Source organism: Brevibacterium spongiae (genome assembly GCF_026168515.1).
GTDB lineage: Bacteria > Actinomycetota > Actinomycetes > Actinomycetales > Brevibacteriaceae > Brevibacterium > Brevibacterium spongiae.
This window is the reverse complement of sequence record NZ_CP093443.1, coordinates 1,342,992-1,362,286: the sequence shown is the minus strand read 5'-3', so window position 1 is coordinate 1,362,286 and position 19,295 is coordinate 1,342,992. Positions and strand designations below refer to the sequence as shown.

Genomic DNA, 19,295 nt, shown 5'->3' with positions numbered 1-19,295 from the left:
TCAGCGTCAGGTCAAATCAGCGCAGCAGACCCTCGTAATGGCGCTGCTGCATTTGTGCGTCGATCTGCTTGACCGTCTCGAGGCCGACGCCCACGACGATGAGCAGCGAGGTTCCGCCGAACGGGAAGTTCTGGTTCGCATTGATGAGCACCAGCGCAATGAGCGGGATCAGTGCGACGAAGGCCAGGTAGAGCGAGCCGGGGAAGTTGATCCGGCTGAGCACGTAGCTCAGGTAGTCGGCGGTCGGTCGACCTGCGCGGATGCCGGGGATGAAGCCGCCGTACTTCTTCATATTGTCTGCGACCTCTTCGGGGTTGAAGGTGATCGCGACGTAGAAGTAGGCGAAGAAGATCGTCAGCAGCGCATACACGGTGATGTAGATCGGGTGATCGCCGCGGGTGAGGTAGGTGTTGATCCATTCGACCGTCTTGGACTCGGGATCGAAGAACTGCGAGATCAGGCTCGGGAGGTAGAGCACCGAGGAGGCGAAGATGACGGGGATGACGCCTGCCATGTTCACCTTGATCGGAATGTAGGTCGAGGTGCCTCCGAACATCCGCCGGCCCACCATCCGCTTGGCGTACTGCACGGGGATGCGTCGCTGCGACTGTTCGACGAAGACGACGAGTGCCACGAGGACGAGACCGACGGCGAGGACGATGAGGAAGATGTCGACGCCCTGCTCGCGGAAGATCGCACCGAGCGATGAGGGGAACGCCGAGGCGACGGACGTGAAGATCAGCAGCGACATGCCGTTGCCGACGCCGTGCTCGGTGATCTGTTCGCCCAGCCACATGATGAGGCCGGTGCCGGCGGTGAGCGTGATCACGAGAACCGCGATCCCCCACCAGGTGTCGTTGGCGATGAGGTCGGTGCATCCCTCGACGCTGCCGAAGAGAGCTCCCGAGCGCACAGTCGCCACGAGTGTGGTCGCGTTGAGGACGGCGAGGCCGATGGTGAGGTAACGGGTGTACTGGGTCAGCTTGGCCTGACCGGAGGCACCTTCCTTATGCAGCGATTCGAAGCGCGGAATGACCACGCGCAGCAGCTGGACGATGATGCTCGCGGTGATATAGGGCATGATGCCCAGCGCGAAGATCGACAACTGCAGCAGGGCGCCGCCGCTGAAGAGGTTGATCATCGCAAAGCCGCCCTCGTTGAGCTGGGGCGAAGCCACACATTCCTGCACCTTCGTGTAGTCGATGCCTGGTGAGGGAATGAACGAGCCGAGTCGGAAGATGACAAGAATGCCCAGGGTGAAGAGGAGTTTGTTCCTCAAGTCGGGCGTTCTGAAAGCCCTCCGGATTGCGCCGATCAAGCGTCCTCCTCGTTGGGGGATGAAAAAGTCAGAGTCGTAGTCGCGACCTGGCGAATGAGACAAATACCTGCAAAAGACTATCAGGGTATGGCCTTGAGGCCGAAACCGGTGAGTGCTGATGGAGGCGGGTTTCCATCCGAGTGCGGGTATGCGTTCGGGCACGCAGAAGGGGCGGCCACCGAAGTGACCGCCCCTCCTTTCAGCATTGAAGCCTCAGATCCGGATGACCGGATCCGATCAGGCCTCGCTGGTGCTTCCGCCTGCAGCCTTGATCTTCTCGGCCGCGGAGCCGGAGAACTTCTCTGCAGTGATGTTCAGGGCCACGGTGATCTCACCGGTGCCGAGAACCTTGACGGGCTGATTCGGACGCACAGCACCCTTTGCCACGAGATCGGCGACGGTGACGTCTCCTCCCTCGGGGAACAGAGCGGACAGCTTGTCGAGGTTGACAACCTGGAACGTCACCTTCGCGGGGTTCTTGAACCCACGCAGCTTCGGCAGACGCATGTGCATCGGTGTCTGGCCGCCCTCGAAGCCGTGCGGAACCTGGTAACGGGCCTTTGTGCCCTTGGTTCCGCGACCGGCGGTCTTGCCCTTCGAAGCCTCACCACGACCGACACGGGTCTTGGAGGTCTTGGCTCCCGGGGCCGGGCGCAGATCGTGCAGCTTCAGCGAGTCGTTGTTTGCCATATCAATCGACCTCTTCCACAGTCACGATGTGGCGGACAGCGTTGATCATTCCCCGGATCTCGGGGCGATCTTCCTGCACCACAACGTCGTTGGTCCGCTTGAGACCGAGCGAACGCAGCGTGTCACGCTGGCTCTGACGGTAACCGATTGCGGACTTGCGCTGAGTAATCTTGAGCTTTGCCATCAGGACTTCGCCCCACTTTCAGCAGCGGCTCGCAGCAATGCGTGCGGAGCAACCTCGTCGACGGGAAGGCCACGGCGAGCCGCAACCTCTTCCGGACGCTCGAGGCCCTTCAGCGCGGTGATCGCAGCGTGCACGATGTTGATCGCGTTCGACGAACCCAGCGACTTCGACAGTACGTCCTGGACACCAGCGGCGTCGAGGACGGCGCGAACGGGTCCGCCGGCGATGACACCGGTACCGGGAGCGGCCGGACGCAGCAGGACGACGCCTGCGGCTTCCTCACCCTGGATCGGGTGCGGAATGGTCTTCTGGATGCGGGGAACGCGGAAGAAGTTCTTCTTCGCTTCCTCGACACCCTTGGCGATGGCGGCAGGAACTTCCTTCGCCTTGCCGTAGCCCATGCCGACCATGCCGTCGCCGTCTCCGACCACGACGAGAGCCGTGAAGGAGAACCGACGTCCACCCTTGACGACCTTCGACACGCGGTTGATCGTGATGACGTGCTCGATGAACTGGTTCTTGTCGTCACGGTCGTTGCGACCGCCGCGTCCACGGCCTTCGCCGCGTCCACGACCCTGGCCGCCCTGACCGCCCTGTCCACCCTGGCCGCGGCCACGGGAGGAACGGTCACCGCTGTTGTCGGTGCGGGTCTCAGCAGATGCCTGCTGTTCCTTGTTCTCTTCAGTGCTCATAGGGCCAATCCTCCTTCACGGGCACCTTCGGCGATTGCCTGCACACGGCCGTGGTAGGCATTGCCTCCACGGTCGAATACGACGGCTTCGATACCGGCGTCCTTGGCGCGCTGGGCAACCAGTTCGCCCACCTTGCGGGCCTTGCCGGTCTTGTCGCCTTCGAATGTCCGCAGATCGGCTTCCATGGTGGAGGCCGAGACCAGGGTCTTGCCGACGGTGTCGTCGATGACCTGGACGAAGACATGGCGCGTGGAACGAGTCACTGAGAGACGCGGGCGTTCGGCCGTACCGCTCACGTGCTTGCGCAGACGAGCGTGACGACGCTTGCGAGCAGCTGCCCTGCCCTTGCCGTAGCTTTCCTTCTTGCCAAAGGCCATCTTTACTTACCAGCCTTTCCGACCTTGCGACGGACGATTTCGCCGGCGTAGCGCACGCCCTTGCCCTTATAGGGTTCAGGCTTGCGCAGCTTCCGGATGTTCGCAGCGGTCTCACCGACCAGCTGCTTGTCGATTCCGTGAACGGCGACCTTCGTCTGACCGTCGACGCTGAAGGAGATTCCCTCAGGCGGCTCGACGACGATGGGGTGGCTGTAGCCAAGGGCGAACTCGAGGTTCGATCCCTTGGCCAGGACACGGTAACCGGTTCCGACGATCTCGAGGCCCTTGGAGTAGCCCTCGGTCACACCGACGATCATGTTGTTGATGAGCGTGCGGGACAGTCCGTGGAGCGAACGCGATTCGCGCTCCTCGTCCGGACGGGCCACTGTGATGACACCCTCTTCGAGCGATACGGTGATCGGCTCGGCGATGGTGACGGACAGTTCGCCCTTGGGTCCCTTGACGGCGACATCCTGGCCGTCGACCTTGACCTCGACGCCGCTGGGAACGGAGATCGGGTTCTTGCCAATACGTGACATTGTCTTCTCTCCTTCCTTACCAGACGTAGGCGAGGACTTCCCCACCCACACCCTTCTTGGCGGCCTGACGGTCTGTCAGGAGTCCTGACGAGGTCGACAGGATGGCGATGCCGAGTCCGCCGAGAACCTTGGGCAGGTTCGTTGACTTCGCGTAGACGCGCAGTCCCGGCTTCGACACACGACGCAGTCCGGCGATGGAACGTTCCCGGTTGGGTCCGAACTTGAGGTCCAGGAGCAGGGTCTTTCCGACCTCGGCGTCTTCGACGCTCCAGTCGGTGATGTAGCCCTCGCTCTTGAGGATCTCGGCGATATTCGACTTGAGCTTCGAGAACGGCATGCTGACGTCCTCGTGGTAAGCCGAGTTGGCGTTGCGCAGACGCGTAAGCATGTCTGCGACTGGATCAGTCATTGTCATTTGGGCACTTGCCCTTCCTCGTTACGGTTTCCGCCCACATGTTGTGCTTGGACCTGCAACGTAGCGATTATTTGGTCTTGAACGGGAACCCGAGGTGACGCAGAAGTGCACGTCCCTCATCGTCCGTCGTGGCAGTGGTCACGACGGTGATATCCATACCGCGGACACGGTCGATCCGGTCCTGGTCGATCTCGTGGAACATCGACTGCTCCGTGAGACCGAAGGTGTAGTTTCCGTTTCCGTCGAACTGACGATCCGAGAGTCCGCGGAAGTCGCGGATACGCGGCAGTGCCAGAGTGATGACGCGGTCGATGAACTCCCACATCCGTGCTCCACGCATGGTGACGTGGACACCGATGGGCTGGCCCTCGCGCAGCTTGAACTGTGCGATGGACTTGCGAGCCCGAGTGACGACCGGCTTCTGACCGGTGATCAGAGTCAGATCGTTGATGGCGCCTTCGATCAGCTTGGAATCGCGTGCTGCGTCACCCACACCCATGTTCACGACGACCTTGGTCAGACCGGGAACCTGCATGGGGTTGGCGTAGCTGAACTCTTCCTGCATCTTCGCCACGATCTCATTGCGGTAAATCTGCTTGAGACGCGGTGCGGGACGGCTGGTGGTTGTTTCCGTCATCAGATCTCCTCCCCGGTGCGACGCGAGTAGCGAACCCGAACGGTCTTGGTGCGACCGTCGCGCTCGACGCTCTCTTCGCGGTATCCGACGCGGGTGGGCTTGTTGTCCTTGGGATCAACGAGCGCCACGTTGGACACGTGGATGGGGGCTTCGTGAGTCTCACGGCCACCAGCGGTGCCGCCGGCCTGAGTCTGCGTAGCCTTCTTGTGCTTGATCACGCGGTTGACGCCCTCGACGAGGACGCGGTTGCGTTCGGGGTAGACGGCAAGAACCTTGCCCTGCTTCCCGCGATCTCCGCCGCGTGAGGCGCGTGCGCCTGCGATCACCTGGACGAGGTCGCCCTTCTTGATCTTGAGCTTGTTCGCCATGCTCACAACACCTCCGGTGCCAGGGAGACGATCTTCATGAACTTCTTGTCGCGGAGTTCGCGTCCCACGGGTCCGAAGATACGGGTTCCGCGCGGCTCCTCATCGTTCTTGAGGATGACTGCTGCATTCTCGTCGAACTTGATGTACGAGCCGTCGGGACGACGGCGTTCCTTGGCGGTGCGAACGATGACGGCCTTGACGACGTCACCCTTCTTCACGTTTCCGCCGGGGATTGCGTCCTTGACGGTTGCCACGATGGTGTCACCGATCGAGGCGTAGCGCCGACCCGAGCCACCCAGGATCCTGATGGCCAGGATCTGCTTGGCGCCAGTGTTGTCGGCGACTTTGAGTCGCGACTCTTGCTGAATCACTATTTTCTCCTGTCGTCGCGCTGGTTCTCACGCATACACATGAGCCTTGCGGAACGGATTCATTGACATTTCACCCCGTTCCCGGTAGCCGCCCGCAGTCTGCAGGAGACCGCGGGCGGGACCAGGTGGGTGGGGTGGCGTTGGTTACTTGGCGCGTTCGATGATCTCGACGAGCCGCCAACGCTTCGCGGCCGAAAGCGGCCGCGTCTCGGCCACGAGGACGAAGTCGCCGATACCGGCGGTGTTTTCCTCATCGTGAACCTTGTACTTGACCGACTTGCGCAGGACCTTGCCGTAGAGGCGGTGCTTCATGCGCTCCTCGACCTCAACGACGATGGTCTTGTCCATCTTGTCGGATACGACATAGCCACGTACTGACTTGCGGGAGTTCCGCTCCGCAGCATTGGCCTCAGTGTTCGCGGTCTCCGCCATCACTTGCCCTCTTCCTTAGCATCAGCGGGGTTCGGACGGATGTCCAGCTCCCGTTCGTTGAGCACGGTGTAGATACGAGCGATGTCGCGACGCACGGCCTTGAGGCGACCGTGGCTCTCCAGCTGGCCGGTGGCCGACTGGAAACGCAGGTTGAACAGCTCGGCCTTGGCCTTCTTGAGCTCCTCGAGCAGACGCTCGTTGTCGAAACCGTCCAGTGCGTCGATGGAAAGGTTCTTCGAACCGATTGCCATTCTCACTCACCACCTTCGCGGGCCACGATACGGGCCTTCAGCGGAAGCTTGTGGATCGCGAGGCGCAGGGCCTCACGAGCAACTTCCTCGGACACACCGGCGAGTTCGAACATGACCCGACCCGGCTTGACATTGGCGATCCACCATTCAGGCGATCCCTTACCGGAACCCATGCGGGTCTCGGCAGGCTTCTTCGTCAGCGGGTGGTCGGGGTAGATGTTGATCCACACCTTGCCGCCGCGCTTGATGTAGCGCGTCATGGCAATACGTGCGGCCTCGATCTGCCGGTTGGTGACGTAGGCGGGCTCGAGAGCCTGGATGCCGTAGTCACCGAAGGACACCGTCGTGCCTCCCTTGGCGGCGCCGCCCCGACGGGGGTGGTGCTGCTTGCGGAATTTCACTCGACGAGGGATCAACATATCTCAGCCCTCCGATCCGGCCTCAGCCGCGGGGGCTTCGGCGCTGTTCTCAGTGTTACGGGCCTGGTCGCCTCGGCGCGGTGCGCCTTCCTGACCACGTCCGCGGCCTCCACGACCACGCCCACGGCCACGCGGACCACGAGCTGCAGGAGCCTTGGCCTGCTCGGCGGCAAGCTCCTTGTCGGTCATGTCGCCCTTGTAGATCCACACCTTGACGCCGATGCGTCCGAATGTGGTGTGTGCTTCGTGGAGACCGAAATCGATGTTCGCGCGCAGGGTGTGCAGCGGCACACGGCCTTCGCGGTAGAACTCGGAACGGCTCATCTCAGCACCGCCGAGGCGGCCGGAGCACTGCACGCGGATGCCCTTGGCACCGGCACGCTGTGCGCTCTGGATCGCCTTGCGCATCGCGCGGCGGAAGGCCACGCGGCTGGCGAGCTGTTCGGCAACGCCCTGCGCGACGAGCTGAGCGTCGATCTCAGGGTTCTTCACCTCAAGGATGTTGAGCTGAATCTGCTTGCCGGTGAGCTTTTCGAGCTGACCGCGGATGCGGTCTGCTTCGGCTCCACGACGTCCGATGACGATGCCCGGACGTGCAGTGTGGATATCGACGCGGACACGGTCACGCGTGCGTTCGATGTTGACCTTCGAGATGCCGGCTCGTTCGAGTCCGGTGTTCATCATCTCGCGGATCTTGACATCTTCGAGCACGTAGTCCTTGTAGCGCTGCCCCGGCTTGGTCGAGTCAGCGAACCACTTCGACTTGTGATCCGTGGTGATTCCGAGTCGGAATCCGTTCGGATTGATCTTCTGGCCCATTAGCGGTTCCCCTTCCGGCTCTTGCGCTGAGGCAGGTCGTCGCCGCTGGCCAGAACCACGGTCACGTGGCTGGTGCGCTTCTCAATGCGAAAAGCGCGACCCTGGGCACGCGGACGGAACCGCTTCATGGTCGGTCCCTCGTCCACGAATGCTTCGGAGATGACCAGTTCGTTCTCGTCGAACGCAACGCCTTCCTCGTCGGCCCGGACACGCGCATTGGCGATGCCGGAGGCCACGAGCTTGTAAATCGGATCTGATGCCGACTGTTCTGCAAACTTCAACACTGCAAGTGCTTCGGTCGCCTGCTGACCACGAATGAGGTCGATGACGCGCCGAGCCTTGCGAGGCGTGACGCGCAGGTAACGCGCCTTAGCCTTGGCTTCCATCGCTTCCTTCTCTCTTATCTAGGATCGAAAGAGTGCCCCGCCTCAGCGGCGGCGACCCTTGCGATCGTCCTTTTCGTGGCCACGGAACGTCCGTGTCGGTGCGAACTCGCCGAGCTTGTGTCCGACCATCGACTCAGTGATGAAGACGGGGACATGCTTGCGTCCGTCATGTACCGCGATGGTGTGTCCCAGGAAGTCCGGGATGATCATCGAGCGACGAGACCATGTTTTGATGACATTTTTGGTGTTCTTCTCGTTCTGGCGAGCAACCTTCTGGTAGAGGTGCTCGTCGACGAAAGGACCCTTTTTGAGGCTACGAGGCATAAGTCAGTACTCCAATCAGCGCTTCTTGCCGGTCCGGCGACGGCGCACGATGTACTTGTCGCTCTCTTTGTTCGGCCGGCGTGTGCGGCCCTCCAACTGACCCCACGGGCTGACTGGGTGACGACCACCCGAAGTACGGCCCTCGCCACCACCATGCGGGTGATCGATCGGGTTCATCACGACACCGCGGACGGATGGGCGCTTGCCCTTCCAACGCATGCGGCCTGCCTTGCCCCAGCTGATGTTCGACTGCTCGGCATTGCCGACCTCGCCGACGGTGGCACGGCAGCGCGCATCGACGTTGCGGATTTCGCCCGAAGGCATCCGCAGCTGTGCGAAACGGCCGTACTTCGCCACGAGCTGCACGGATGAACCGGCAGAACGGGCGATCTTGGCACCGCCACCGGGACGCATTTCAACTGCGTGCACCACGGTGCCGACTGGGATGTTGCGCAGGGCAAGGTTGTTGCCCGGCTTGATGTCTGCACCCGGACCGGCTTCCACCTGTGCACCCTGCTTGAGGTTCTGCGGGGCGATGATGTAGCGCTTCTCTCCGTCTGCGTAGTGCAGCAGAGCGATGCGAGCCGTACGGTTCGGGTCATATTCGATGTGTGCGACCTTCGCCGGAACGCCATCTTTGTCATGGCGGCGGAAGTCGATGACACGGTACTGACGCTTGTGACCGCCGCCCTGATGGCGAGTGGTCACGCGTCCCTGGCTGTTGCGTCCGCCGCGCTTGGGCAGCGGGCGCAGAAGCGACTTCTCCGGTGTAGACCGGGTCACTTCGACGAAGTCGGCGACCGACGAGCCACGGCGGCCCGGGGTCGTCGGCTTGTGCTTACGGATTCCCATGAGTCTTGTCCTTCTTTGACGAAGGATCGCTTAGAGCGATCCACCGAAGATGTCGATCGATCCGTCCTTGAGGGCGACAATGGCACGCTTGGTGTCCTTGCGCTTTCCCCAACCGGTGCGAGTGCGGCGGCGCTTGCCCTGACGATTCAGGGTGTTCACCTTGGCGACCTGCACATCGAAGATCGATTCAATGGCTTGCTTGATCTCGGTCTTGTTCGAGTCCTGGTCGACGAGGAAGGTGTACTTTCCCTCGTCCATCAGGCTGTACGTCTTCTCCGAGACGACCGGTGCGACGATGATGTCGCGCGGGTCCTTGAAGTTCAGACTCATGATGCGTCCTCCGATTTGCGGTTGCCGCTCAGGAACGACTGCAGCGCTGCCTCGGTGAACACGATGTCATCGGAGATCAGCACATCGTAGGTGTTGAGCTGATCGAAGGTGAGCACGTGGACATGCGGCAGGTTGCGCACGCTCAGGTAGGTGAGCTCGTCGTCGCGATCGAGCACCACGAGGGTGTTCTTACGGTCGGACAGGCCGGCCAGTGCGGCCTTCGCCTGCTTGGTCGACGGTGCGTCGCCGGTGACCAGATTCTTCATCACGAAGACCTGATCGAGGCGTGCACGGTCAGACAGGGCACCGCGCAGAGCGGCGGCCTTCATCTTCTTGGGCGTCCGCTGCGAGTAGTCGCGCGGAACCGGTCCGTGCACGATGCCGCCGCCGTTGTACTGAGGAGCACGGATCGAACCCTGGCGGGCGTTACCGGTTCCCTTCTGACGGTACGGCTTGCGACCGCCGCCGCGGACCTCGGAGCGGGTCTTCGTCTTGTGCGTACCCTGACGGGCCGCAGCAAGCTGCGCCACGACGACCTGGTGGATCAGCGGCACGTTGGCGTCCACGCCGAAGACCTCGGCGGGCAGTTCAACGGAACCGGACTTGGCACCAGCGGCATCGATGACGTCGACTGTCTTGACATCAGTCATTACGTTCAGGCCTCCTTCACGGCCGAGCGAACGAGGACGACTCCACCCTTGGGGCCGGGGACGGCACCCTTGATGAGCAGGAAGTTGTTCTCGCTGTCCACGGCGTGGATCGTGAGGTTCTGGGTGGTGTGCTTGACAGCGCCCATACGGCCGGCCATGCGCATACCCTTGAACACGCGACCAGGTGTAGCGGCTCCGCCGATCGAACCTGGCTTGCGGTGGTTGCGGTGCTGACCGTGGGAGGCACCGACACCGGCGAAGCCGTGACGCTTCATGACACCGGCGGTTCCCTTGCCCTTGGTCTTCGCGGTCACATCGACCTTGACTCCGGCTTCGAACGAATCGACGCCGAGTTCCTGGCCGAGTGCGTAGTCAGCAGCGTCTGCAGTGCGCAGCTCGACGAGGTGACGACGTGGGGTCACGCCGGCCTTCTCGAAGTGGCCTGCAGTCGGCTTGTTGACCTTGCGAGGATCGATCTCGCCGAACGCGATCTGCAATGCGGGGTAACCATCGGTTTCCTCATTGCGGATCTGGGTCACGACGTTGTTTCCGGTGGCCACGACGGTCACCGGAACGAGGTTGTTCTGCTCATCCCAGACCTGGGTCATACCCAGCTTGGTTCCCAGAAGGCCCTTGACCTTGCGGGTAGTCGGGAGAGCCGATGAACGAGTGTTCGCCATTGCTGCCTCCCTTAGAGCTTGATCTCGATGTTGACGTCGTCAGCGAGGTCGAGTCGCATGAGCGAATCGACGGCCTTCGGCGTCGGGTCGACGATGTCGATCAGACGCTTGTGCGTGCGCATTTCGAAATGCTCACGGCTGTCCTTGTACTTGTGCGGCGAACGGATGACGCAGTACACGTTCTTCTCCGTCGGCAACGGCACGGGGCCCACAACAGTCGCACCTGCGCGAGTGACGGTGTCCACGATCTTGCGTGCGGCACTGTCAATCACAGCGTGGTCGTACGACTTGAGCCGAATGCGGATCTTCTGTCCCGCCATGGCGTCGTCTCTTTCTTTAGTTGCTTCCGGCCATCAACTCGCAGCACCCGAAGGCGACTGCCGTCTGTGCCGGCTGACCATGACCGACCCCCGAGGTCGGGCGTGTCGGCTGTTCCTGACGGAGAAAATCTCACAACTCCGACCCGGACGCCGACGGCGCTTCTACTCATTGGCTGCTCGGTCCGAACCCGCATGGTGCAGATTCATCGATCCGATAGTGTTTCAGGCTGTTCGCGGTATCTCTACCGCAGTGCAGGGGTCAACGCCCAAAACGCAACCTCACTATCTTGTCATATAGCACTTCACGCGCGCAATTCCCGGAACGGTGCCTGTGAGGGATCTCTCAAGGACACGACGGACTTCGAACTGAATCTCCGAGCCGCGGTCGTGCCCTCACCAACTCCCCCGCCTGCACTGCCGCTGGGGTGACGACCTTCTCCAGAGGCATACCGAAATCAAAACACCATGCGATTCACGTGACGCTGGCTGGTGAATGAGGAAAGGGCCGCAGTCCCGAAGGACTGCGACCCCAACCTGTGGTGCTCAGTGAGTCAGATCAGGCGGTGATCTTGGTGACTCGACCGGCGCCGACGGTGCGGCCGCCTTCGCGGATTGCGAAGCGGAGGCCGTCCTCCATGGCGATCGGCTGGATGAGCTCGACCGACATATCGGTGTTGTCGCCGGGCATGACCATCTCGGTGCCCTCGGGCAGCGTGATGACGCCGGTGACGTCCGTGGTCCGGAAGTAGAACTGCGGACGGTAGTTCGAGTAGAACGGGTTGTGACGTCCGCCCTCGTCCTTGCTCAGGATGTAGACCTGAGCCTCGAACTTGGTGTGCGGAGTGATCGAACCCGGCTTCACGATGACCTGACCGCGCTCAACATCCTCGCGCTTGGTGCCGCGGAGGAGCAGACCGACGTTCTCACCTGCGCGGGCATCCGGCAGAGTCTTGCGGAACATCTCGATAGCGGTGACGGTCGTCTTGGACGACTTCTCCTTGATGCCGACGATTTCGATTTCGTCGTTCGGCAGGAGCACGCCGCGCTCGACACGACCGGTGACGACGGTTCCACGACCGGTGATCGTGAAGACGTCCTCGACGGGCATGAGGAACGGCTTGTCGACATCGCGCTCCGGCTCCGGAACGTTGTCATCGACGGCAGCCATGAGATCCTGAACGCTCTTGACCCACTTCTCGTCGCCTTCCAGCGCCTTGAGAGCGGACACCTGGATGACAGGAGCGTTGTCTCCGTCGAATTCCTGGCTGGAGAGCAGATCGCGAACCTCGAATTCGACGAGCTCGAGGAGCTCTTCGTCTTCGACCATGTCCGACTTGTTCAGCGCCACGACGATGTAGGGGACGCCGACCTGACGAGCGAGCAGGACGTGCTCACGGGTCTGGGGCATCGGACCGTCGGTAGCGGCGACAACGAGGATCGCACCGTCCATCTGGGCAGCACCGGTGATCATGTTCTTCACGTAGTCAGCGTGACCCGGGGCATCGACGTGAGCGTAGTGACGCTTCTCCGTCTGGTACTCAACGTGCGAGACGTTGATGGTGATGCCGCGCTCCTTCTCCTCAGGTGCGTTGTCGACCTGGTCGAAGGCGCGTGCCTCATTGAGATCCGGGTACTGATCCGCCAGGACCTTGGTGATCGCGGCGGTCAGGGTGGTCTTTCCGTGGTCAACGTGGCCGATGGTGCCGATGTTGACGTGCGGCTTAGTCCGTTCGAAACTAGCCTTTGCCACTGGGTTCCTCCTCGTGGTTGTCATAAGATATGCGGTTCATATCTTAGACCTTTTGTTGGTTATCTTTCATTCCGATGATCATGTTCTTGATCACCGGGGCGACCGGATTCCGGAGATTACTCTCCGCCGCGCACCTTCTGGATGATCTCCTCGGCAACAGCCTTCGGGACCTCCGCATAGCTGGAGAAAGTCATCGAGTACACCGCACGGCCCTGGGTCTTCGACCGCAGATCACCGATGTAACCGAACATCTCCGACAGCGGGACCACAGCCTTGACGACCTTCACGCCGGAAGCGTCGTCCATCGACTGAATCTGTCCACGCCGGGAATTCAGGTCGCCGATGACGTCACCCATGTATTCCTCAGGGGTACGCACCTCGACGTCCATGACCGGCTCGAGAAGAACCGGGTTCGCCCGCTGGACGGCCTCCTTGAAGACCATCGAACCGGCGATCTTGAATGCCATCTCCGAAGAGTCGACATCGTGGTAGGCGCCGTCGACCAGAGTGGCCTTGACGCCGACCATCGGGTAACCGGCGAGGGCACCGAGCTGCATGGCGTCCTGGATGCCGGCGTCGACGCTCGGAATGTACTCGCGCGGAACGCGTCCGCCCGTGATGGCATTCTCGAACTCGTAAATCGTATCGCCTTCGACCTCGAGAGGCTCGAAGGTGACCTGGACCTTCGCGAACTGTCCCGATCCACCCGTCTGCTTCTTGTGGGTGTAATCGTACTTTTCGACAGTGCGGCGGATGGTCTCACGGTAGGCGACCTGCGGCTTGCCGACGTTCGCCTCGACCTTGAACTCACGACGCATACGGTCGACGAGGATGTCGAGGTGGAGTTCGCCCATTCCGCGGATGACCGTCTGACCGGTCTCCTCGTCGAGCTCGACCTGGTAGGTCGGGTCTTCCTTGACGAACTTCTGGATCGCCGACGACAGCTTCTCCTGGTCGCTCTTCGTCTTCGGCTCGATGGCCACGGAGATCACAGGCTCCGGGAAAGTCATCGACTCGAGGGCGATCGGGTTCGCCGGATCGCTGAGAGTGTCACCCGTCGTGGTCTCCTTGAGACCGATGAAGGCGTAGATATGGCCGGCGAAGGCCTCTTCCACAGGGTTCTCCTTGTTGGAGTGCATCTGGAAGAGCTTGCCGACGCGTTCCTTCTTGCCCGAGGTGGTGTTGAGCACCTGCTCGCCGGACTTCACGTGACCGGAGTACACGCGGACATAGGTCAGCGAACCGAAGAACGGGTGCGAAGCCACCTTGAAGGCCAGAGCCGAGAAGGGCTCGTCCTGCGAAGGCTTGCGGGTGAGTTCCTCTTCGTCGTTGCTCGGGTTGTGCCCGATCATCGGGGGCACATCGAGCGGCGAAGGCAGGTAGTCGATGACCGCGTCGAGCATGGGCTGGACGCCCTTGTTCTTGTACGCGGAACCGCACATGACCGGGAAGGCCTCGGACTTGATGACGAGTTCGCGGATACCGGCCTTGACGTCGGCAGTCGTGAGCTCTTCGCCCTCGAGGTACTTGTCCATGAGCTCTTCCGAGCTCTCGGCGACGTCCTCGACGAGCTGCGCGCGGTACTCGACGGCCTTTTCCTTGAGATCCTCGGGGATCTCGATCTCGGTCATGTCCTGACCCATCTTGGACTCGTCCGGCCAGGTGTAGGCCTTCATCTCAAGCAGGTCGACGACACCGGCGAATTCACTCTCAGCACCGATCGGCAGCTGGATGACCAGCGGCTTGGCACCGAGGCGATCCTTGATCGTCTGCACTGTGAAGTAGAAGTCGGCACCGAGCTTGTCCATCTTGTTGACGAAGCAGACGCGCGGGACATCGTACTTGTCAGCCTGACGCCACACGGTCTCCGACTGCGGCTCGACACCTTCCTTGCCGTCGAACACTGCGACGGCACCGTCGAGGACGCGAAGTGAGCGCTCAACCTCGACCGTGAAGTCGACGTGGCCCGGCGTATCGATGATGTTGATCTGGTTTTCGTCCCAGTAGCAGGTCGTCGCGGCCGACGTGATCGTGATGCCGCGTTCCTTCTCCTGGTCCATCCAGTCCATCGTGCCGGCGCCGTCGTGGGTCTCGCCCATCTTGTAGTTCACGCCGGTGTAGAAGAGGATGCGTTCGGTCGTAGTTGTCTTACCGGCATCGATGTGCGCCATGATGCCGATATTGCGGACCTTGTTCAGGTCGGTGAGCACGTCAAGTGCCACGGTATCTCTCTCTCAATCGATGATTTGCTCGACTCCCCCTGCTGCCCGGTCGACAGCTCTCGCGGACGAGGTCCGCCGACCAGGCAGCCGGAAAGGCGATTACCAGCGGTAGTGGGCGAAGGCCTTGTTGGACTCGGCCATCTTGTGAGTGTCCTCGCGGCGCTTGACTGCAGCACCGAGGCCGTTGGCGGCATCGAGGATCTCGTTCATGAGTCGTTCGGTCATGGTCTTCTCACGACGCTGGCGGGCGTAGCCCACCAGCCACCGCAGAGCCAGGGTGGTCGAACGAGTCGGGCGAACATCCACCGGCACCTGGTAGGTCGCACCGCCGACGCGGCGGGAGCGGACCTCGAGGGACGGACGGATGTTGTCGAGAGCCTTCTTCAGGTTGACAACGGGATCGTTGCCGTTCTTCTCGCGGGTGCCTTCGAGGGCACCGTAGACGATGCGTTCCGCGGTCGAACGCTTGCCGTCGAGCAGGATCTTGTTGATCAGCTGCGTGACGAGCGGTGAGCTGAAGACCGGGTCAACGACGATCGGTCGCTTGGGTGCAGGACCTTTACGTGGCATTACTTCTTCTCCCTCTTCGCACCGTACTTGCTGCGGGCCTGCTGGCGGCCCTTGACGCCCTGGGTGTCGAGCGAACCGCGGACGATCCGGTAGCGAACACCGGGCAGATCCTTGACGCGGCCACCGCGCACGAGCACGATCGAGTGCTCCTGCAGGTTGTGTCCCTCGCCCGGGATGTAGGCGGTCACTTCGATCTGGCTCGAAAGCTTGACACGAGCGACCTTGCGAAGAGCCGAGTTCGGCTTCTTGGGGGTAGTGGTGTACACACGGGTGCACACTCCACGACGCTGCGGGCTGCCCTTGAGGGCAGGAGCGTCGGATCCTGCTGTATTGACATGCCGTCCCTTGCGGACGAGCTGCTGGATTGTCGGCACTAAGCGTTCTCCATTTGCTTCTCGATAGACCTAATTCCCAATACCGGCCATGAGCGCACTCATGTCTGTGAACCGTGGGACATATCCGACTGAACACCGGGTGAAGCTTGGCTCCCGATGCCAGTAACCACGCGAGCTGTCGACCCCTGCACTCGGGTGTGTCGCAAGGACGCTGCGGCGCAGATTCGACATCTCGGCGGCCTGCATCGACGAATTCTCACATGGGATCCGAGGCTCACAGAATGCCCGGCAGGAGCGTTCGACGACGCAGATAACACAATCAGTCACGTACCAGAATATCTCGCACCTCGGTATCTGGTCAAAATCGCGGTCCCCCAGCCTAACGCGCGACCGCACGGAATTCCTCAAGGCGCGCCCGCCGCCTCGGTGCCGGCGCTCCGCCTTTCCTTGACTCGTTCAAAAGAAGAGGGCATTCTGGTCATGTGAACGGAACGAATCATGGGCACGTCGAAGAGGCGACCGCAGCACTGCGGCAGTCGTCTCTGCGCGTGACGAAACAGCGGGTCGCAGTGCTCGAGGCCGTGCGGGATCATCCGCATGCGGACACCGACACCGTCATCCGCTCCGTACGTGAGTCGTTGCCCGCGGTCTCTCACCAGGCCGTCTACGACTCGCTCCACACCCTCACCGAGGTCGGACTCGTCCGGTGCATCCAGCCTTCCGGGTCGGTTGCACGGTACGAACGGCGAATCGGGGATAACCACCATCACTTGGTATGTCGATCATGCAGCCTCATCGTCGATGTCGACTGCACGATCGGTCAGGCTCCGTGCCTGACCCCCTCCCACGATGCGGGGTTCCTCATCGAACAGGCCGAAGTCACCTTCTGGGGCCTGTGCCCCGACTGCGCGGTTTCTGGTGCTGCAGAGATCGAGGCCAGCCGCCTCTGAGGCCGTGTGAGTCCACGATCCGTTCATTTCCATCCGTCTTCTTCCGAGGACACACCTATGCCCTCTTTCCGAGGTCAGCCTTTATCGTCAACCGAGTCGCCCGAGTCGACTCGACTGTGAAAGGAACACGATGACCCAGACGACCACCGGCGGCTGCCCGGTCGCCCACACTTCCACGGAGCCGGCGACGGCGCCGGATTCCGATCAGCTGGTCAACCCCGTCCAGGGCGACGCCAACGCACAGTGGTGGCCCAACCGCCTCAACCTCAAGATCCTGGCAAAGGGACAGCCGGCACGCGACCCGATGGATCCCGACTTCGACTACGAGGCCGAGTTCAACAGCCTCGACTACTTCGCGCTCAAGGCCGATATCGAAGCGCTGCAGAAGTCGAATGAAGCCTGGTGGTCCGCCGACTTCGGCCACTACGGTCCGTTCATGATCCGCATGGCCTGGCACTCGGCAGGCACGTACCGTGTCCAGGACGGTCGCGGCGGCGGCGGCGAGGGCCAGCAGCGCTTCGCTCCCCTGAACTCCTGGCCGGACAATGTCTCGCTCGACAAGGCCCGCCGACTGCTCTGGCCGATCAAGAAGAAGTACGGCAAGAAGATCTCCTGGGCCGACCTCTTCATCCTCGCCGGAAACGTCGCACTCGAGTCGATGGGCTTCAAGCCCTTCGGATTCGCAGGCGGACGCGAAGACGTCTGGGAACCCGACAACGATGTGTACTGGGGCTCGGAGTCGGAGTGGCTGGGCACCGACAAGCGCTACGTCGGCAACCGCGAGCTGCAGAAGCCGCTGGCCGCGACCACCATGGGCCTCATCTACGTCAACCCCGAAGGCCCCGAGGGCAAGCCAGATCCCATCGCCGCAGCTCACGACATCCGTGAGACCTTCGCACGGATGGCGATGAACGACGAGGAGACCGTCGCTCTCATCGCAGGCGGACACACCTTCGGCAAGACCCACGGCGCCGGCCCCGAATCGCATAAGGCCGCCGACCCCGAGGCTGCTCCGCTCGAGGAGCAGGGCCTGGGCTGGAAGTCGGACTTCGGCTCCGGCCAGGGCAACGACTCGATCGGCTCCGGAATCGAGGTCACCTGGACCTACCACCCGACCCGCTGGGACAACGAGTTCTTCCACATCCTCTTCGCCTACGAATGGGAGGTCTTCGAGAACGAAGGCGGTCACCTGCAGTGGCGGCCCATCGACGGCGGCGGAGACGACATGGTTCCGATGGCACAGGGTGACGGTCGCCGTGAGCCCCGCATGCTGACCACCGACCTGTCGCTGCGCTTCGATCCTGCTTACGAGAAGATCTCGCGTCGCTTCAAAGACGATCAGAAGGCCTTCGAAGACGCCTTCGCCCGCGCCTGGTTCAAGCTCACTCACCGTGACATGGGGCCGGCCACCCGCTACCTCGGCCCTGAAGTCCCCACCGAGGAGCTCATCTGGCAGGACCCGGTTCCCGCCGGCACCCCGCTCGACGAGGCGCAGCTGGAGGCGGTCAAGACCGCCGTCCGCAACTCCGGGCTCACCGTCTCCCAGCTCGTCTCGGCGACCTGGGCCGCGGCATCGTCGCATCGTGTCTCGGACATGCGCGGCGGCATCAACGGCGGACGTCTCCGCCTCGAACCGCAGCGCAGCTGGGAGGCCAACGAACCGACCAAGCTCGCCGAGGTGCTGCCGGTCCTCGAAGGCATCTCCGCCGAGACCGGTGCCTCTTTCGCCGACGTCGTGGCCATCGCCGGAGCCGTGGGCATCGAGACTGCGGCCGAGGCCGCCGGAATCGAGGTCACTGTTCCCGTGTCCACCGGTCGTGGGGATGCCAGCCAGGAGCAGACCGATGTCGATTCCTTCGGGTACCTCGAGCCGACCCACGACGGGTTCCGCAACTACCTCACTGACGGTCTGCCGCTCAAGGCCGAGTACCTGCTGCTCGATAAGGCGAGCCTGCTCGGACTGACTCCGCCGGAGCTCACCGTGCTCATCGGCGGACTGCGAGTCCTCGGTGCCAATTTCGAAGGCTCCGAGCTCGGCGTCTTCACCGACCGCCCCGGCGAGCTGACGAATGACTTCTTCGTCAACCTGCTCGAACTCGGCAACGTGTGGAAGCCGATCGGTCCGTCCGAATCTGCCAACGTCTACGAGTGCTACTCCCCCGAAGGCGAGAAGCTGTGGACCGGCAGCCGGGTCGATCTGCTCTTCGGTGCGAACTCGGAGCTCCGGGCCATCGCCGAGGTCTACGGCTCCGATGATGCGCAGGAGAAGTTCGTGGCCGACTTCGTCGCCGCCTGGACCAAGCTCGTCGAGGCTGATCGCTACGACCTCAAGCGCTGATCCGGTTGGTCATCTCGCCGAGCTGACGCTCGGATGAGGTGCTGACGACGATGCCCCCATCGAATTCGATGGGGGC

Annotated in this window: 27 protein-coding genes; 2 read left to right on the top strand and 25 right to left on the bottom strand. The window is 62.2% G+C overall.

What is annotated here, in order from left to right; translation table 11 throughout:
* Positions 1 to 16: 16 nt before the first annotated feature.
* From secY to rpsL, 25 genes are all read right to left on the bottom strand, one after another.
* A complete protein-coding gene (gene secY, locus L1F31_RS06080; protein WP_265419757.1) occupies positions 17 to 1,318 on the bottom strand; it encodes a preprotein translocase subunit SecY in 1,302 nt (433 codons plus the stop codon).
* Between the two features lie 237 nt (positions 1,319 to 1,555).
* Positions 1,556 to 2,008, bottom strand: a complete 453-nt coding sequence (gene rplO / locus L1F31_RS06075; RefSeq protein WP_265419756.1) for a 50S ribosomal protein L15 — start codon at positions 2,006 to 2,008, stop codon at positions 1,556 to 1,558.
* Position 2,009: 1 nt separating this feature from the next.
* The gene (gene rpmD, locus L1F31_RS06070) at positions 2,010 to 2,192 is read right to left on the bottom strand and encodes a 50S ribosomal protein L30 (protein ID WP_025777914.1); all 183 of its coding nucleotides are present in this window, start codon (positions 2,190 to 2,192) and stop codon (positions 2,010 to 2,012) included.
* The gene (gene rpsE, locus L1F31_RS06065) at positions 2,192 to 2,884 is read right to left on the bottom strand and encodes a 30S ribosomal protein S5 (RefSeq protein WP_265419755.1); all 693 of its coding nucleotides are present in this window, start codon (positions 2,882 to 2,884) and stop codon (positions 2,192 to 2,194) included. Before rpsE ends, rpmD begins: the two co-directional genes overlap by 1 nt.
* Entirely contained in the window at positions 2,881 to 3,261 is a 381-nt protein-coding gene (gene rplR / locus L1F31_RS06060; protein WP_135537115.1) for a 50S ribosomal protein L18, read from the bottom strand. The genes rpsE and rplR overlap by 4 nt, the downstream gene beginning before the upstream one ends.
* Positions 3,262 to 3,263: 2 nt before the next feature.
* The gene (gene rplF, locus L1F31_RS06055; RefSeq protein WP_265419754.1) at positions 3,264 to 3,800 is read right to left on the bottom strand and encodes a 50S ribosomal protein L6; all 537 of its coding nucleotides are present in this window, start codon (positions 3,798 to 3,800) and stop codon (positions 3,264 to 3,266) included.
* A gap of 16 nt (positions 3,801 to 3,816) precedes the next feature.
* Positions 3,817 to 4,215 (bottom strand): 30S ribosomal protein S8, encoded by a 399-nt coding sequence (rpsH, locus tag L1F31_RS06050; RefSeq protein ID WP_265419753.1) that lies wholly within the window; start codon positions 4,213 to 4,215, stop codon positions 3,817 to 3,819.
* 67 nt (positions 4,216 to 4,282) lie between these two features.
* Positions 4,283 to 4,852, bottom strand: a complete 570-nt coding sequence (gene rplE, locus L1F31_RS06045) for a 50S ribosomal protein L5 (protein WP_265419752.1) — start codon at positions 4,850 to 4,852, stop codon at positions 4,283 to 4,285.
* Positions 4,852 to 5,220 carry a 50S ribosomal protein L24 gene (gene rplX, locus L1F31_RS06040; protein WP_166970657.1) on the bottom strand — a complete coding sequence of 123 codons (369 nt, stop codon included), beginning with the start codon at positions 5,218 to 5,220 and terminating at the stop codon, positions 4,852 to 4,854. Before rplX ends, rplE begins: the two co-directional genes overlap by 1 nt.
* 2 nt (positions 5,221 to 5,222) lie before the next feature.
* Positions 5,223 to 5,591, bottom strand: a complete 369-nt coding sequence (gene rplN, locus L1F31_RS06035; protein WP_025777921.1) for a 50S ribosomal protein L14 — start codon at positions 5,589 to 5,591, stop codon at positions 5,223 to 5,225.
* 144 nt (positions 5,592 to 5,735) lie between these two features.
* On the bottom strand, positions 5,736 to 6,023 hold the full coding sequence (gene rpsQ, locus L1F31_RS06030) for a 30S ribosomal protein S17 (RefSeq protein ID WP_265419751.1): 288 nt from the start codon (positions 6,021 to 6,023) through the stop codon (positions 5,736 to 5,738).
* Positions 6,023 to 6,274, bottom strand: coding sequence for a 50S ribosomal protein L29 (gene rpmC, locus L1F31_RS06025; RefSeq protein ID WP_135537474.1), 252 nt, complete (start codon positions 6,272 to 6,274; stop codon positions 6,023 to 6,025). The genes rpsQ and rpmC overlap by 1 nt, the downstream gene beginning before the upstream one ends.
* A 2-nt stretch (positions 6,275 to 6,276) precedes the next feature.
* Positions 6,277 to 6,693, bottom strand: coding sequence for a 50S ribosomal protein L16 (rplP, locus tag L1F31_RS06020; RefSeq protein WP_135537122.1), 417 nt, complete (start codon positions 6,691 to 6,693; stop codon positions 6,277 to 6,279).
* Between the two features lie 3 nt (positions 6,694 to 6,696).
* The gene (gene rpsC, locus L1F31_RS06015) at positions 6,697 to 7,512 is read right to left on the bottom strand and encodes a 30S ribosomal protein S3 (protein ID WP_265419750.1); all 816 of its coding nucleotides are present in this window, start codon (positions 7,510 to 7,512) and stop codon (positions 6,697 to 6,699) included.
* Positions 7,512 to 7,898, bottom strand: a complete 387-nt coding sequence (rplV, locus tag L1F31_RS06010; protein ID WP_025777926.1) for a 50S ribosomal protein L22 — start codon at positions 7,896 to 7,898, stop codon at positions 7,512 to 7,514. Before rplV ends, rpsC begins: the two co-directional genes overlap by 1 nt.
* A 42-nt stretch (positions 7,899 to 7,940) precedes the next feature.
* On the bottom strand, positions 7,941 to 8,222 hold the full coding sequence (rpsS, locus tag L1F31_RS06005) for a 30S ribosomal protein S19 (protein ID WP_135537125.1): 282 nt from the start codon (positions 8,220 to 8,222) through the stop codon (positions 7,941 to 7,943).
* A gap of 15 nt (positions 8,223 to 8,237) precedes the next feature.
* Positions 8,238 to 9,074: a 50S ribosomal protein L2 gene (gene rplB, locus L1F31_RS06000; protein WP_039206335.1), complete on the bottom strand. Its 837-nt coding sequence runs from the start codon at positions 9,072 to 9,074 to the stop codon at positions 8,238 to 8,240.
* Between the two features lie 30 nt (positions 9,075 to 9,104).
* Positions 9,105 to 9,404: a 50S ribosomal protein L23 gene (gene rplW / locus L1F31_RS05995; RefSeq protein ID WP_209325769.1), complete on the bottom strand. Its 300-nt coding sequence runs from the start codon at positions 9,402 to 9,404 to the stop codon at positions 9,105 to 9,107.
* The gene (gene rplD / locus L1F31_RS05990; RefSeq protein ID WP_265419749.1) at positions 9,401 to 10,054 is read right to left on the bottom strand and encodes a 50S ribosomal protein L4; all 654 of its coding nucleotides are present in this window, start codon (positions 10,052 to 10,054) and stop codon (positions 9,401 to 9,403) included. The genes rplW and rplD overlap by 4 nt, the downstream gene beginning before the upstream one ends.
* Before the next feature lie 5 nt (positions 10,055 to 10,059).
* Positions 10,060 to 10,734, bottom strand: coding sequence for a 50S ribosomal protein L3 (rplC, locus tag L1F31_RS05985; protein WP_265419748.1), 675 nt, complete (start codon positions 10,732 to 10,734; stop codon positions 10,060 to 10,062).
* An 11-nt stretch (positions 10,735 to 10,745) separates the two neighbouring features.
* Positions 10,746 to 11,054: a 30S ribosomal protein S10 gene (gene rpsJ, locus L1F31_RS05980; RefSeq protein WP_009379191.1), complete on the bottom strand. Its 309-nt coding sequence runs from the start codon at positions 11,052 to 11,054 to the stop codon at positions 10,746 to 10,748.
* A gap of 556 nt (positions 11,055 to 11,610) precedes the next feature.
* Positions 11,611 to 12,804, bottom strand: coding sequence for an elongation factor Tu (gene tuf, locus L1F31_RS05975; RefSeq protein WP_265419747.1), 1,194 nt, complete (start codon positions 12,802 to 12,804; stop codon positions 11,611 to 11,613).
* A gap of 116 nt (positions 12,805 to 12,920) precedes the next feature.
* On the bottom strand, positions 12,921 to 15,026 hold the full coding sequence (fusA, locus tag L1F31_RS05970; RefSeq protein WP_265419746.1) for an elongation factor G: 2,106 nt from the start codon (positions 15,024 to 15,026) through the stop codon (positions 12,921 to 12,923).
* Positions 15,027 to 15,125: 99 nt separating this feature from the next.
* Positions 15,126 to 15,596, bottom strand: a complete 471-nt coding sequence (gene rpsG, locus L1F31_RS05965; protein WP_209325774.1) for a 30S ribosomal protein S7 — start codon at positions 15,594 to 15,596, stop codon at positions 15,126 to 15,128.
* Positions 15,596 to 15,970, bottom strand: coding sequence for a 30S ribosomal protein S12 (gene rpsL / locus L1F31_RS05960; RefSeq protein ID WP_025777935.1), 375 nt, complete (start codon positions 15,968 to 15,970; stop codon positions 15,596 to 15,598). The genes rpsG and rpsL overlap by 1 nt, the downstream gene beginning before the upstream one ends.
* 443 nt (positions 15,971 to 16,413) lie before the next feature.
* On the opposite strand from rpsL, the gene L1F31_RS05955 reads away from it, so the two are divergent.
* Both L1F31_RS05955 and katG read left to right on the top strand, forming a co-directional pair.
* On the top strand, positions 16,414 to 16,881 hold the full coding sequence (locus tag L1F31_RS05955) for a Fur family transcriptional regulator (RefSeq protein ID WP_265419745.1): 468 nt from the start codon (positions 16,414 to 16,416) through the stop codon (positions 16,879 to 16,881).
* A 130-nt stretch (positions 16,882 to 17,011) separates the two neighbouring features.
* Positions 17,012 to 19,219, top strand: coding sequence for a catalase/peroxidase HPI (gene katG, locus L1F31_RS05950; protein WP_265419744.1), 2,208 nt, complete (start codon positions 17,012 to 17,014; stop codon positions 19,217 to 19,219).
* Positions 19,220 to 19,295 lie beyond the last annotated feature (76 nt).

What these genes read in the sequence shown, in the direction of transcription:
- rplO (WP_265419756.1), bottom strand. Translation starts at nt 2,008, where the DNA reads ATGGCAAACAACGACTCGCTGAAGCTGCACGATCTGCGCCCGGCCCCG.
- rpmD (WP_025777914.1), bottom strand. Translation starts at nt 2,192, where the DNA reads ATGGCAAAGCTCAAGATTACTCAGCGCAAGTCCGCAATCGGTTACCGT.
- rpsE (WP_265419755.1), bottom strand. Translation starts at nt 2,884, where the DNA reads ATGAGCACTGAAGAGAACAAGGAACAGCAGGCATCTGCTGAGACCCGC.
- rplR (WP_135537115.1), bottom strand. Translation starts at nt 3,261, where the DNA reads ATGGCCTTTGGCAAGAAGGAAAGCTACGGCAAGGGCAGGGCAGCTGCT.
- rplF (WP_265419754.1), bottom strand. Translation starts at nt 3,800, where the DNA reads ATGTCACGTATTGGCAAGAACCCGATCTCCGTTCCCAGCGGCGTCGAG.
- rpsH (WP_265419753.1), bottom strand. Translation starts at nt 4,215, where the DNA reads ATGACAATGACTGATCCAGTCGCAGACATGCTTACGCGTCTGCGCAAC.
- rplE (WP_265419752.1), bottom strand. Translation starts at nt 4,852, where the DNA reads ATGACGGAAACAACCACCAGCCGTCCCGCACCGCGTCTCAAGCAGATT.
- rplX (WP_166970657.1), bottom strand. Translation starts at nt 5,220, where the DNA reads ATGGCGAACAAGCTCAAGATCAAGAAGGGCGACCTCGTCCAGGTGATC.
- rpsQ (WP_265419751.1), bottom strand. Translation starts at nt 6,023, where the DNA reads ATGGCGGAGACCGCGAACACTGAGGCCAATGCTGCGGAGCGGAACTCC.
- rpmC (WP_135537474.1), bottom strand. Translation starts at nt 6,274, where the DNA reads ATGGCAATCGGTTCGAAGAACCTTTCCATCGACGCACTGGACGGTTTC.
- rplP (WP_135537122.1), bottom strand. Translation starts at nt 6,693, where the DNA reads ATGTTGATCCCTCGTCGAGTGAAATTCCGCAAGCAGCACCACCCCCGT.
- rpsC (WP_265419750.1), bottom strand. Translation starts at nt 7,512, where the DNA reads ATGGGCCAGAAGATCAATCCGAACGGATTCCGACTCGGAATCACCACG.
- rplV (WP_025777926.1), bottom strand. Translation starts at nt 7,898, where the DNA reads ATGGAAGCCAAGGCTAAGGCGCGTTACCTGCGCGTCACGCCTCGCAAG.
- rpsS (WP_135537125.1), bottom strand. Translation starts at nt 8,222, where the DNA reads ATGCCTCGTAGCCTCAAAAAGGGTCCTTTCGTCGACGAGCACCTCTAC.
- rplB (WP_039206335.1), bottom strand. Translation starts at nt 9,074, where the DNA reads ATGGGAATCCGTAAGCACAAGCCGACGACCCCGGGCCGCCGTGGCTCG.
- rplW (WP_209325769.1), bottom strand. Translation starts at nt 9,404, where the DNA reads ATGAGTCTGAACTTCAAGGACCCGCGCGACATCATCGTCGCACCGGTC.
- rplD (WP_265419749.1), bottom strand. Translation starts at nt 10,054, where the DNA reads ATGACTGATGTCAAGACAGTCGACGTCATCGATGCCGCTGGTGCCAAG.
- rplC (WP_265419748.1), bottom strand. Translation starts at nt 10,734, where the DNA reads ATGGCGAACACTCGTTCATCGGCTCTCCCGACTACCCGCAAGGTCAAG.
- rpsJ (WP_009379191.1), bottom strand. Translation starts at nt 11,054, where the DNA reads ATGGCGGGACAGAAGATCCGCATTCGGCTCAAGTCGTACGACCACGCT.
- rpsG (WP_209325774.1), bottom strand. Translation starts at nt 15,596, where the DNA reads ATGCCACGTAAAGGTCCTGCACCCAAGCGACCGATCGTCGTTGACCCG.
- katG (WP_265419744.1), top strand. Translation starts at nt 17,012, where the DNA reads ATGACCCAGACGACCACCGGCGGCTGCCCGGTCGCCCACACTTCCACG.